The following is a 12647-nucleotide window of genomic DNA, read 5'->3' as shown; positions in this document are numbered from 1 at the left end:
TTTACCAAACCAGCGAAATTTAGCAATCTATTAACACAATCTCTGAGCGATCCAGCGCGTAATCTCTTTCAGTGATTTGTCGAAATTCTGATAGACCGGGCTGAACGGCACCTCAAGCAATTTGCCATCCGCAGATGACGAAGTGATTAATCGCGACTCTTCTTCCGGGCTGAACGGATCGTTTTTCCAGAACCCTGACAGCATCGGCGTTGGGCAGCGACGTCCCAGCAACCCCTGCGTTTTTAACGAGTAACGATTGAGCTCAACGCGCAGCGCTTCGTCTGATGCATCATGCATGCCAAGACGGCTGGCCAGCACATCAAGGTACATTTCAGGTACGCTCCCCTGGCGTGCAGGATCGCTGAGCAGAGCGTGTACGACCGGGCCGAGGCAGGCGACAGCTTTCAGACGAGAAGATTCAAGATAAGCCAGACGCACCGCGACGTTCGCGCCGAAACGGAAGCCGAATGCCGCCACGCGGGTGTGGTCAACCCACGGAATATTTTCCAGCGCTTTTAGCGCATGCTGGTGCAGCAGGCTGGAATCCTGAGTCAGTTTCCATTTGGATGAGAAACCAATTGAAGGCATATCAAGCGTCAGCATCGCGATCCCTTTTGGTGCGAAGTAACGCTCATACAGGCTGTAATAATCAATTTGCAGCGAATCCAGCCCGCCGCACATGAGGACGGTCGGGAACGGGCCGTCGCCTTCCGGCATATGCAGGAACCCGGTGACGGGTGCGCCCCCTGAAATGGTGAATTCAAGTTCACGCATCCGGCCCGGCAGACGTTGAGCCGCCTCCTGATAGGCGCGATTCGCCAGCGCCTGAGCCTGCTCCGCCAGTTCATCCCCTTTTAAATGGGGGTAAGCGGCAATGCCGTAAAGATTAGCGGCGTGCAGCCAGTGCTTGCCGCTGCGCGTGGCATCCTCTTCCTGGCTGGCTTTTTGCTGCCAGAGCATCGCCTGTTTAGACCACTCGTAGATCCAGTTTCCGCCACGGTAGCCCACCACCGTATCGTAGAGTTCGCTGTCGGTACGTTCGGCTTCACTCATCACGATACGTGCCTGCACATCGAGGATTTCACGAGGGTCGATACCGCGCCAGATCCACATCAGGCGGTTAATCATGCGATACCAGTGAGGCACGTTTTTTCCGTCTAACGCGGACTGGACGGCAGGCTGGGTACCCGGATTGAAGCGACGCACCAGCGTCGACGTTTCAGGGTGTTTGAAACGGGGTTTGAAGAGAGTCTCGGTGAGATTCGCCTGCGTCATTGCGTTGCCTCCATGAATACGTCGTATAGAGACTATTGTAACGCGTGGCAGGCCAAAAAGAACAACGCCCGACATAGTCGGGCGTGTAAAGTTACGTACTGGTATTAACGGCCTGAAATAGGCGGTACGAAGACCACGCCCATATCCCATGGCTGTTCAATCCAGGTGTCCTGCGGGATATCAATCACGTAATCGTCAACCAGCGGGCGGCCAGCAGGCTTCGCGAAGATAGTGACGAAATGTGCTTTCGGATACATTTCGCGGATAGCGACCGCAGTACCGCCGGTATCCACCAGGTCATCAATAACGATGAAACCTTCGCCGTCGCCTTCCGCACGTTTCAGCACGGTCAGCTCGCGCTGGTTGTCATGGTCATAGCTGGAGATGCAAACGGTATCGACATGACGAATACCCAGCTCACGTGCCAGCAGCGCCCCCGGTACCAGACCGCCACGGCTGACGGCAATAATGCCTTTCCACTGTTCGGAAGGCATCAGACGCGCAGCCAGTTTGCGTGCGTGAATCTGCAACATGTCCCAGGTGACGACGTATTTTTCGCTCATGTGAAGTGTCCCAGCCTGTTTTTATACGGCTTAAAAAGTGTTCGAGGGGGAAATAGGTTGCGCGAGATTATAGAGATCTGACGCACTAAAAACCAGTGTTTAGCGCCCTCTGCCTGAGTTTTTACATGCTTTATGCTACCAGCCAGCAGAGAAAGTGGTATTCTCAGTTTCATCTCGCAAGCCTGACTTGTGGTAACTATTAACCTGCTAACCCTGTGACCTGCAACCCTGTTTGCAGCGCCTCGACAAGGAGACTTATCGTGTCTGAACTGTCTCAATTATCTCCGCAGCCGCTGTGGGATATTTTTGCGAAAATCTGCTCCATTCCACACCCTTCCTACCACGAAGAACAGCTTGCCGAACATATTATGGGCTGGGCGAAGGAAAAAGGTCTGCATGCTGAACGTGACCAGGTTGGCAACATTCTGATCCGCAAACCGGCTACCGCAGGCATGGAAAACCGCAAACCGGTTGTGCTGCAGGCGCACCTGGACATGGTGCCACAGAAGAACAACGACACCGTTCACGACTTCACCAAAGACCCGATTCAACCGTACATCGACGGCGACTGGGTGAAAGCACGCGGCACCACGCTGGGCGCGGATAACGGCATCGGTATGGCCTCTGCGCTGGCCGTGCTGGCCGACGACAGCGTTGAACACGGTCCGCTGGAAGTGCTGCTGACCATGACCGAAGAAGCGGGCATGGACGGCGCGTTTGGTCTGCAGGCGAACTGGCTGCAGGCGGACATCCTGATCAACACCGACTCTGAAGAAGAAGGCGAGATCTACATGGGCTGCGCGGGCGGGATTGATTTCATCTCTACCCTGCCGCTGAAGCGCGAAGCGATTCCTGCGGGCTTCCAGACCTTCAAGCTGACGCTGAAAGGGCTGAAAGGCGGCCACTCCGGCGGCGATATTCACCTGGGTCTGGGTAACGCCAACAAGCTGCTGGCGCGCTTCCTGGCAGGCCATGCGGTCGAGCTGGATCTGCGTCTGGTAGACTTCAACGGCGGTACACTGCGTAACGCGATCCCGCGCGAAGCCTTCGCCACCGTAGCGGTTCCAGCGGCAAAAGCGGACGAGCTGAAAAAACTCTCCACCGTATACCTGGATATCCTGAAGAACGAACTGTCGGCGAAAGAGAAAAACCTGACCGTGGTGCTGGAATCTGTTTCTACAGATAAAGCCGCGCTGACCGCGCAGTCTCGTGACACCTTCGTTCAGCTGCTGAACGCGACGCCAAACGGCGTGATCCGCAACTCTGACGTGGCGAAAGGCGTGGTGGAAACCTCGCTGAACGTGGGCGTGGTGACCATGAGCGACGACAGCGCGGAAATCATCTGCCTGATCCGCTCGCTTATCGACAGCGGTAAAGAGTACGTGGTGAGCATGCTGGAATCTCTGGGCACGCTGGCGGGCGCAAAAACGTCTGCCAAAGGCAGCTACCCGGGCTGGCAGCCGTATGCAAGTTCTCCGGTGATGGCGCTGGTGCGTGAAACCTATCAGCGTCTGTTCAACAGCACCCCGAACATTCAGGTGATCCACGCCGGTCTGGAATGTGGCCTGTTCAAGAAACCGTATCCGGATATGGATATGGTGTCCATCGGGCCAACCATTACCGGTCCGCATTCGCCGGATGAGCAGGTTCATATCGAAAGCGTCGGTCACTACTGGACGCTGCTGACTGAACTGCTGAAAGCGATCCCCGTTAAGTAATACCCTCACTACAGCCCTCTCCCACAGGGAGAGGGTGAAAAACGTAGGCCCGGTAAGCGTAGCGCCACCGGGCTTTTTTACAATCCCAGAACCAGCTGTCGCTCTAGCTGCGGATCCAGCAGCGTAACGTGCAATCCCACCAGCCTCACCCCTCGCCCGCCCCGGCGCTCTTCCCATGCCTTTTTCGCCGTCGCGATAAGGTCGTCTTTATTCAGACGCGGCCAGACGTGTTCCTGCGTGGTCTGCTGGAAGTCATTGAATTTTAATTTGATACCCTGACGGGCAATCAGCAGGTCCGGCTTCACCTTGCTTAAGCGTCGTTCCAGCTCAGGGTAAAGCTGTTCCGTGATAATGGTTTCGCATTCGGACCAGTCATGAATATCTTCAATGAGGGTGCGCTCAACGCCGACGGATTTACGTAGCCGCTCGCTGTTCACATCGCGATCGTCAATTCCCTGGCTGCGCTCCCACAGCACGCGGCCAAACTTTCCAAAGCGCTTGAGCAGCATGGCGAGATCGCTTCGCTGCACGTCTTCGCAGGTCCGTAGCCCCATGCTTTCCAGCTTTGCGGCGGAGACTTTTCCCACGCCGGGGATTTTGCCGAGCGGCAGCGTTTTCAAAAACGCCGGCACCTCGTCAGGCGTGATGACGTATTGACCGTTGGGCTTATTTAAATCGGAGGCAATTTTGGCGAGGAATTTAACGGGCGCGACGCCCGCCGATGCCGTCAGATTCAGCTCGTTGAAAATCGTCTGGCGGATCTCCTGCGCCATCAGCGTGGCGGAGCCGTGGCAGTGCACGCTGTCGGTCACATCCAGATAGGCTTCGTCCAGCGACAGCGGCTCTATCAGAGAGGTATAGCGGGAGAAGATTTCCCGAATATGGAGGGAAGCCTCTTTATAGGCTTCAAACCGGCCGGGCAGAAGCGTGAGATGAGGGCAAAGCTTTAAGGCCATCGCCGTTGGCATCGCGCTGCGCACGCCAAATTTGCGCGCAGGATAGTTGGCGGTGCTGATGACACCACGCTGAACGCGGCTGCCGCCAATGGCGATGGGAATATCCCGCAGCGCCGGGTTGTCACGCATCTCCACTGCGGCAAAAAAGCAGTCCATATCGACATGGATTATTTTGCGCATAGTAAGCCCTCACTCATCACTGGATAAGTATACAGTAAACAAATGAGGATTGAGAAGCAGATGTGAGAACGCCGGGTGGCGGCTTTGCCTTACCCGGCCTGCAAAAAATTAAATAATGCGCTGCTGTTCGCGGGCCATCCTTTTCTTCCGCGCATCGCACGGTTCCGGACAGTCGCAAACCTTTTCCATCCCAATAGATGAAATACCGCCGCAGCTACCCTGAATGCTTTTCCTCTTAACAATCCAGCCTAACGACATGCCGAAGACGACAAGCACAAACACCACAAAGGTTGCCAGAAACGTCAGCATCATCAGCCTCCAAAGTCATCGAGCATGATGTTCTCATCTTCGACACCGAGATCTTTCAGCATCTTAATCACGGCGGCGTTCATCATCGGCGGACCACACATATAGAACTCGCAGTCCTCAGGCGCCGGGTGCTGTTTGAGGTAGTTTTCATACAGCACGTTGTGGATGAACCCCGTATAGCCCGTCCAGTTATCTTCCGGCTGCGGATCGGAAAGCGCCACATGGAAGGTAAAGTTCGGGTTTTCACGCGCCAGCTGTTCAAACTCATCTTCATAGAACATCTCGCGCAGCGAGCGCGCCCCGTACCAGAAGCTGATCTTACGCTGGCTCCCCAGCCGCTTGAGCTGGTCAAAGATGTGCGAGCGCATCGGGGCCATACCGGCACCGCCGCCGATAAAGACCATTTCCGCATCGGTATCTTTCGCGAAGAACTCCCCGAACGGGCCGGAGATCGTCACCTTATCGCCAGGCTTCAGGGACCAGATGTATGACGACATGACGCCCGGCGGTGCATCCGGCACATTCGGTGGCGGCGTGGCGATACGCACGTTGAGCATGATGATGCCCTTCTCTTCCGGGTAGTTGGCCATCGAGTAGGCGCGCAGCGTCGGCTCTTTCACCTCAGATACAAAGCGGAAGAGATTGAATTTGTCCCAGTCGGCGCGGTACTCATGCGGCACGTCAAAGTCCGCATAGGCCACAGCGTGCTCCGGGCACTCGATCTGAATGTAGCCTCCGGCGCGGAACGGGACATGCTCGCCTTCCGGCACCCGCAGCTTCAGCTCTTTTATAAAGGTGGCTTTGTTATCATTAGAGATAACCTCGCACTCCCATTTTTTGACGCCGAAGATCTCTTCCGGCAGCTCAATCTTCATGTTCTGGCGCACCGCGACCTGGCAGGCCAGACGACAGCCCTCTTTTGCCTCACGCTTTGTGATATGCGCCAGTTCGGTTGGCAGAATATCGCCGCCGCCCTCTTTTACCGTCACGCGGCACTGCCCGCAGGAACCGCCGCCGCCGCAGGCTGAGGAGACAAAAATGCCGTTACCGGAGAGCGTGTTGAGCAGCTTGTCTCCGGCCGGCGTGCGGATCTGATTCTGCGGCTCGTCGTTAATATCAATGACCACGTCGCCGGAATTCACCAGCTTCGCGCGCGCCGCCAGAATAAGCCCTGACAGCACCAGTACAATCAGCGTGAACATCACCACGCCAAGGATAATTTCCATCTGTTTGCCCTTATAGCTGCACACCGGAGAAGGACATAAAGCCCAGCGCCATCAGCCCGGTGGTGATAAAGGTGATCCCCAGGCCACGCAGACCCGCAGGCACGTTGGCATATTTCATTTTCTCGCGGATCCCCGCCATGGTGACAATCGCCAGCATCCAGCCGATGCCGGAACCAAAACCGTACACCACGGATTCGCTGAAGTTGTAATCACGCTGCACCATAAACGAGACGCCACCAAAGATGGCGCAGTTCACCGCGATCAGCGGCAGGAAGATCCCCAGCGCGTTGTAGAGCGACGGGAAATACTTATCGAGGATCATCTCGAGGATTTGCACCAGCGCCGCGATCACCCCGATAAAGGTGATGAAGTTCAGGAAGCTGAGATCAACCCCTTCCACCAGCGCGCCGTCCCGCAGCACAAAGTTGTACACCAGATTGTTGATCGGTACAGATAAGCCGAGCACCACGGTGACCGCGATACCGAGACCAAATGCCGTCGACACTTTTTTGGAAACCGCAAGGAACGTACACATGCCGAGGAAAAACGCGAGCGCCATGTTTTCAACAAACACTGCCCGCACAAACAAACTCAGGTAATGAGCCATCGTCGGTTACTCCTTTTCCTGCTGTTCTGGCTTCAGCGTACGAATCAGCCAGATCAACAAACCGATAATGAAAAATGCGCTAGGGGCCAGCAGGAACAGGCCGTTTGGCAGATACCAGCCGCCGTTCTGCACCGTGTCCAGCACCGTGATGCCAAACAGCTTGCCGCTGCCAATCAGCTCGCGCAGGAACCCAACGGTCAGCAGGATCACGCCGTAGCCCAGGCCGTTGCCGATGCCGTCCATAAAGCTCGCCAGCGGCGGCATTTTCATGGCGTAGGCTTCCGCACGCCCCATGACGATACAGTTGGTGATAATCAGCCCGACAAACACCGAGAGCTGTTTGGAGGTTTCGTAGGCGAAGGCGCGCAGCAGCTGATCGACCACGATCACCAGCGAGGCGATGATCGCCATCTGCACGATGATCCTCACGCTGTTGGGGATGTGGTGGCGGATCATCGAGATAAACATGCTGGAGAACGCCGTGACCAGCGTGACCGCCAGCGTCATCACGACTGCCGTTTCCAGCTTGGTCGTCACCGCCAGAGCAGAACAGACACCCAGCACCTGGAGCGTGATCGGGTTATTGGCTAACAGTGGGCCAACGAGCACCTTTTTAACTTCTTTCAGTTCACCGGTATCAGCCATTGTTCAGCGCTCCTTCACGTACGTTTTTCAGGAAAGGACCAAAGCCCAGCTCGCCCATCCAGAAATCAAAACTGTGCTGCACGCCTTTTGAGGTGAGCGTGGCGCCGGAAAGCCCGTCAACGGCGTAGTCGTCACCGGGACGTGCCGCCCCTTTCATCACCTTCAGCGCAGGCAGGCCGTTATCGTCGAGCACTTTCTTGCCGACAAACTGTGCCCTCCAGTTAGGGTTCTCAACTTCGCCACCCAGCCCCGGCGTTTCGCCCTGGTCGTAATACGTAATGCCTTTGACCGTGCGGCCGTCGGTATCAAGGGCCACAAAGGCATACATCATTGACCACAGACCGTTACCGTAAACAGGCAGTACCACTTCCTGAATGCGTTTTTGGGGATCGCGAACCAGATAGATTTCGGCCAGGTTGCTGCGACGCTTAATCCCGGCGGGATCTTGCGATGCCTCCAGCGTCAGGCTCATCTGCGGATCTTTCAGCGCCAGCGCCTGGTTGAATTTTGCCGGGTCTTTATCCAGCAGTTCACCCGTTTTTAAATCCACCAGACGCGCCGAAATACGTTCAGCAAAGACGGCCGAAACGTCGTCCGCGCTCATTCCTTCCTGCATCAGCCCGGCGACGGCCAGGATGTTGCGCTGTTTATCCAGCGCACGTTGCTCCTGCTGCAGGGGTTTTAACCCCACGGCAGAGCCGGCCACGACAATAGAACAGACCAGACAGAGCACCAGCACCACCAGCAGCGTTTTGCTGATGCTGTCGTTATTTTTAACCTCAGCCACGCGCCTTCCTCCGCTTAATGTTGGCCCGCACCACCAGGTAATCGAAGAGCGGCGCAAACAGGTTGGCAAACAGAATGGCCAACATCATCCCTTCCGGATACGCCGGGTTGACCACGCGGATCAGAACGCACATCGCGCCAATGAGCACGCCATAGCTCCATTTACCTTTGTCTGTAAACGAGGCAGAGACGGGGTCCGTCGCCATGAACATCATGCCGAACGCGAAGCCACCCAGCACCAGATGCCAGTACCAGGGCATGGAGAACATCGGATTGGTGGTCGAACCGATAACGTTGAACAGGGTGGCGGTCAGCACCATGCCGATCATCACGCCCGCAACGATCCGCCAGGAGGCCACGCGACCAAAAAGAATGATCGCGCCGCCAAGCAAAATCATCAGCGTAGAGACTTCTCCGATGGAGCCCGGAATGTTGCCAATAAAGGCATCAAACCAGGTGACTGGCTGACCCGTCGCGTTGTTAACCAGCGTTTCGCCGCCGTGTGCCGCCCACTGTGAAAGCGGCGTCGCGCCGGAAAAACCGTCTGCCGCCGTCCACACGAGGTCGCCCGAGATTTGCGCCGGATAAGCAAAGAACAGAAACGCGCGTCCCGCCAGCGCCGGGTTGAGGAAGTTCCGCCCGGTGCCGCCGAAGATCTCTTTGGCAATCACCACGCCGAAGCTGATGCCAAGCGCCGCCTGCCAGAGCGGTAGCGTCGGGGGAACAATCAGGGCAAACAGAATAGAGGTCACGAAGAAGCCTTCGTTGATCTCATGTTTACGGATGATGGCAAACAGCACTTCCCAGAAGCCGCCCACGACAAATACCGTGATGTAAATCGGCAGGAAGAACACCGCGCCCAGCGTCATCATGCTCAGCCAGCCCGCGTCTGCGGCGAAGCTCACCCCTAACGACTGGGCCAGACGGTAGTGCCAGTCGGACTGGATCACCTGCGCCAGCTGCTGTGCATCGTACATGTGGTGCAGCGCCGGAATGGTCTGCAGGCCGACGTTGTACATTCCCCAGAACATCGCCGGGAAGACCGCAAACCACACCAGGATCATCATGCGTTTCAGGTCGATAGCATCACGAACGTGCGCCGCCCCTTTCGTCACCAGCCCCGGCGTGTAGAAAATGGTCGTCGTTGCTTCATACAGCGGGTAGTACTTTTTGAGCTTTCCTTCGGTAAAGTGCGGCTCAATTTTTTCAAAGAGGTGTTTTAAGCCCATCGGTTATCCTTCCTGCTCAATGCGGGTTAACACCTCGCGCAATACCGGTCCATATTCATATTTGCCCGGACAGACATAGGTACAGAGCGCCAGATCTTCTTCGTCAAGCTCCAGACAGCCCAGCGCCTGCGCGCCGTCGGTATCGCCAGCAAGCAGATCGCGCAGCAGCACGGTGGGCAGAATATCCAGCGGCATGACGCGTTCGTAATTGCCAATCGGGACCATGGCGCGCTCGCCGCCGTGGGTGCTGGTTGAGAAGCTAAACAGCTTATTACGCAGGAAGTGGCCCAGCGTGGTTCGGGTGACGGAGTATTTTTCCGCGCCTGGCAGAACCCAGCCAAACAGCTCTTTCTCCCGCCCTTCCTGCACAATGCTGACCTGCAAATGGAAGCGTCCCAGGTACGCATGCGCATTGGCCGCATGGCGGCCGCTGAGGACCGAGCCGGAAATCAGGCGGTTTTCGCCCTCTTTCGTTTCCCCCACCAGCAGTTCATTGATGTCGGCACCCAGCAGCGTCTTCACCAGGCGCGGATTTGCAGCCTGCGGTCCGCCGATGGCGATTATCCGTTCAGCGCAGAGTTCACCCGTAGTAAAGAGCTTACCGATGGCAATGACGTCCTGATAGTTAAGGTGCCAGACCTGTTTCGTCAGGCTGACTGGCTCAAGGAAATGGATGTGCGTCCCGACCAGCCCCGCCGGATGCGGGCCAGAAAATTCATTAAACGTGACCTGCCCCAGCGGATGCCCGCCAGGCTTGCCGCCGCCAGCCTGGCAAACGTGCACTTTTCCGGACGTGAGGCGGGTTAGAATAGTGAGTCCAGCATCAAAAGCTTTTCGCTGCGCCAGGATAACCGGTTCCGGGTCCACGCTGAGCGGGTTGGTGTCTATGGCCGTGACGAAAATCGCGGCAGGCTCCGTGCCCGGAACAGGGGTTTTGCTGAAGGGACGCGTACGAAGCGCGGTCCATAAACCGGATGCCAGGAGCTGATCCTGAACGGCGTCGCGGTTCAGCGACGCGAGTTCTGCTATGTCGTAATGGGCAAATTCACGCTTTTCATCGCCCTCAATGCGGATAACCACCGACTGCAGAACGCGCCGTTCGCCACGGTTGATGGCCACAACGGTGCCGCTCGCGGGGGCCGTGAACATCACGCCGGGATTTTTTTTGTCCTCAAAGAGCGTCTGTCCTTTGATAACGCGATCGCCCTCCTGTACCAGCATTGAAGGACGCATACCCAGGTAGTCTTCGCCCATAATGGCGACATGACGGACACTTGCGCCTGTCGAAACGTGCTGCGCTGGCACGCCTGCAATCGGCAGATCAAGTCCTTTTTTAATTTTAAACATGTGGTTAGCAGGTTTCCATGAACAACAATCCAGTGGGCGCGAAGTGTAGCATTTTCCCCTTCACGCGGGCAGGGAATCCGCCGTCGCGCGCGCCAAATTGCGAGCTAATGCGCAAAGTTCCTGGAGCCATCGCAATTTTGATGGTTTATAAAGTAAAACTAATTTGTAAACTCACCGCCCGGCTCTTGCGAAAATCTATAGCGGTGCTAATGTGAGCGCTCCTAACAGAATAATCTGATTTCGGGTCTCTTTTGCCGTCCTGGCAAGTTGGTCATGGTTTTATCAAGGAACTAGTAGTATGCGTAAAATCGCATTGTTCATTGCGATGCTTCTGATGCCGTGCATGTCGTTTGCCGGACTGCTCAGCAGTAATAGCTCAACGACGCCGGTCAGCAAGGAATATAAACAGCAGTTAATGGGATCGCCGGTTTATATTCAGATCTTCAAGGAAGAGCGCACTCTCGATCTGTTTGTCAAAATGGGTGAGACATATCAGCTGCTTGATAGTTACAAAATTTGTAACTACTCCGGCGGACTGGGGCCAAAACAGCGTCAGGGCGACTTCAAAAGTCCGGAAGGGTTCTACAACGTTCAGCGCAGCCAGCTCAAGCCTGACAGCCGCTTCTATAAAGCCATTAATATCGGCTTCCCGAATGCCTATGACCGTGCACACGGTTATGAAGGTAAATATCTGATGATCCACGGCGCCTGCGTGTCTATCGGCTGTTATGCGATGACCGACTCCGGCATTGATGAGATTTTCCAGTTCGTGACGGGCGCGCTGGTCTTTGGGCAGCCTAACGTACAGGTCAGCATCTATCCGTTCCGCATGACGGACGCCAACATGACGCGTCACAAGTACTCATACTACGCGGATTTCTGGAAACAGCTGAAGCCGGGTTACGACTACTTTGAGCAGACCCACAAGCCACCCGTGGTCTCTATCGTCGATGGCCGTTACGTGGTCAGCAAACCGCTGAGCCACGAAGTCGTCCATCCACAGCTGGCGTCAAATTACACGGTCCCCGAGACAAAATAGCACCCACTCGCCTGGCATAATCTTTTGCCAGGTTTCGTTGCCCGTCAGCGGCTGCGTTGCGATAACAGTGACCACATCGTTCGGTGTGGTCTCCTTCTGAAAGTCTATCTCCACATCCTGATCGAGCAGCGTCGCAACGCCAAACGGCGCACGGCGGGTGATCCAGAACAGATTCGTCGAGCAGAACGCCATCACATAGCGGCCATCAGAGAGCAGCATGTTGAACACGCCTTTTTCACGCAGTTCAGATGCCAGCGTCGCGATGTATTTGAACACGGCAGTCATGTTGCCGGGCGTGCGGGGATAGCGCTCCGTCAGCTTGTGCAGCAGCCAGCAGAAGGCTTTTTCGCTGTCCGTCTCGCCGACCGGGCGGAAATTGCCCGTCTCCAGCGACTTATAGCCCGTGAGCTGCCCGTTGTGCGCGTAGGTCCAGTTACGGCCCCACAGTTCACGGGTAAACGGATGGGTATTTTCCAGCGCCACTTCGCCACGGTTGGCCTGACGGATGTGGGCGATTACCGAGCGGGACTTGATCGGGTAGTCCTGAACCAGTTTGGCAATCGGTGAGTTAAAGCTGGGCTGTGGATCTTTGAACGTGCGACATCCTTTGCCTTCGTAGAAGGTGATGCCCCAGCCGTCTTTATGCGGCCCGGTTCCTCCACCGCGCTGAACCAGCCCGGTGAAGCTAAAGCAGATATCGGTTGGCACATTGGCGCTCATCCCGAGCAGTTCGCACATACAACACCTCCACAACAGCGGGGGCGAGA

Annotated in this window: 13 protein-coding genes; 2 read left to right on the top strand and 11 right to left on the bottom strand. The window is 56.2% G+C overall.

Going from position 1 to position 12647, the window contains the following annotated elements; genetic code table 11:
• Positions 1–30 precede the first annotated feature (30 nt).
• Both frsA and gpt read right to left on the bottom strand, forming a co-directional pair.
• Entirely contained in the window at positions 31–1275 is a 1245-nt protein-coding gene (frsA, locus tag LBF07_RS15590) for an esterase FrsA (RefSeq protein WP_094935651.1), read from the bottom strand.
• A 104-nt stretch (positions 1276–1379) separates the two neighbouring features.
• Positions 1380–1838 carry a xanthine phosphoribosyltransferase gene (gene gpt / locus LBF07_RS15585; protein WP_010427903.1) on the bottom strand — a complete coding sequence of 153 codons (459 nt, stop codon included), beginning with the start codon at positions 1836–1838 and terminating at the stop codon, positions 1380–1382.
• Positions 1839–2098: 260 nt separating this feature from the next.
• Here gpt and pepD point away from each other — a divergent pair, with 260 nt between their 5' ends.
• Positions 2099–3556 carry a cytosol nonspecific dipeptidase gene (gene pepD, locus LBF07_RS15580; RefSeq protein WP_094935650.1) on the top strand — a complete coding sequence of 486 codons (1458 nt, stop codon included), beginning with the start codon at positions 2099–2101 and terminating at the stop codon, positions 3554–3556.
• A gap of 77 nt (positions 3557–3633) precedes the next feature.
• On the opposite strand, the gene dinB is transcribed toward pepD, so the two are convergent.
• The 8 genes from dinB to LBF07_RS15540 form a co-directional block, all read right to left on the bottom strand.
• Positions 3634–4692 carry a DNA polymerase IV gene (gene dinB, locus LBF07_RS15575; RefSeq protein WP_023334616.1) on the bottom strand — a complete coding sequence of 353 codons (1059 nt, stop codon included), beginning with the start codon at positions 4690–4692 and terminating at the stop codon, positions 3634–3636.
• 108 nt (positions 4693–4800) lie between these two features.
• Positions 4801–5004, bottom strand: a complete 204-nt coding sequence (gene nqrM / locus LBF07_RS15570) for a (Na+)-NQR maturation NqrM (RefSeq protein ID WP_058842155.1) — start codon at positions 5002–5004, stop codon at positions 4801–4803.
• The gene (nqrF, locus tag LBF07_RS15565) at positions 5004–6227 is read right to left on the bottom strand and encodes an NADH:ubiquinone reductase (Na(+)-transporting) subunit F (protein WP_048979301.1); all 1224 of its coding nucleotides are present in this window, start codon (positions 6225–6227) and stop codon (positions 5004–5006) included. The genes nqrM and nqrF overlap by 1 nt, the downstream gene beginning before the upstream one ends.
• A 10-nt stretch (positions 6228–6237) precedes the next feature.
• The gene (gene nqrE, locus LBF07_RS15560; protein WP_008500255.1) at positions 6238–6834 is read right to left on the bottom strand and encodes an NADH:ubiquinone reductase (Na(+)-transporting) subunit E; all 597 of its coding nucleotides are present in this window, start codon (positions 6832–6834) and stop codon (positions 6238–6240) included.
• Between the two features lie 6 nt (positions 6835–6840).
• On the bottom strand, positions 6841–7479 hold the full coding sequence (locus LBF07_RS15555; RefSeq protein WP_033144701.1) for an NADH:ubiquinone reductase (Na(+)-transporting) subunit D: 639 nt from the start codon (positions 7477–7479) through the stop codon (positions 6841–6843).
• On the bottom strand, positions 7472–8266 hold the full coding sequence (locus tag LBF07_RS15550) for a Na(+)-translocating NADH-quinone reductase subunit C (protein WP_033144700.1): 795 nt from the start codon (positions 8264–8266) through the stop codon (positions 7472–7474). Before LBF07_RS15550 ends, LBF07_RS15555 begins: the two co-directional genes overlap by 8 nt.
• The gene (locus LBF07_RS15545; RefSeq protein WP_029739701.1) at positions 8259–9494 is read right to left on the bottom strand and encodes an NADH:ubiquinone reductase (Na(+)-transporting) subunit B; all 1236 of its coding nucleotides are present in this window, start codon (positions 9492–9494) and stop codon (positions 8259–8261) included. Before LBF07_RS15545 ends, LBF07_RS15550 begins: the two co-directional genes overlap by 8 nt.
• A 3-nt stretch (positions 9495–9497) precedes the next feature.
• On the bottom strand, positions 9498–10841 hold the full coding sequence (locus tag LBF07_RS15540) for a Na(+)-translocating NADH-quinone reductase subunit A (RefSeq protein WP_094935649.1): 1344 nt from the start codon (positions 10839–10841) through the stop codon (positions 9498–9500).
• 298 nt (positions 10842–11139) lie between these two features.
• On the opposite strand from LBF07_RS15540, the gene dpaA reads away from it, so the two are divergent.
• Positions 11140–11880 (top strand): peptidoglycan meso-diaminopimelic acid protein amidase, encoded by a 741-nt coding sequence (gene dpaA / locus LBF07_RS15535; protein WP_033144698.1) that lies wholly within the window; start codon positions 11140–11142, stop codon positions 11878–11880.
• Here the strand turns inward: dpaA and LBF07_RS15530 are convergent.
• Positions 11851–12618 carry a class II glutamine amidotransferase gene (locus LBF07_RS15530; protein WP_023310496.1) on the bottom strand — a complete coding sequence of 256 codons (768 nt, stop codon included), beginning with the start codon at positions 12616–12618 and terminating at the stop codon, positions 11851–11853. The two genes, dpaA and LBF07_RS15530, sit on opposite strands and share 30 nt — an antisense overlap.
• Positions 12619–12647: the final 29 nt, after the last annotated feature.

It is taken from the genome of Enterobacter cloacae complex sp. ECL352 (assembly GCF_020149545.1).
Classification (GTDB): Bacteria; Pseudomonadota; Gammaproteobacteria; order Enterobacterales; family Enterobacteriaceae; genus Enterobacter; species Enterobacter asburiae_B.
The sequence above is the reverse complement of the archived record's forward strand: the minus strand, read 5'-3'. Positions and strand labels throughout refer to the sequence as shown.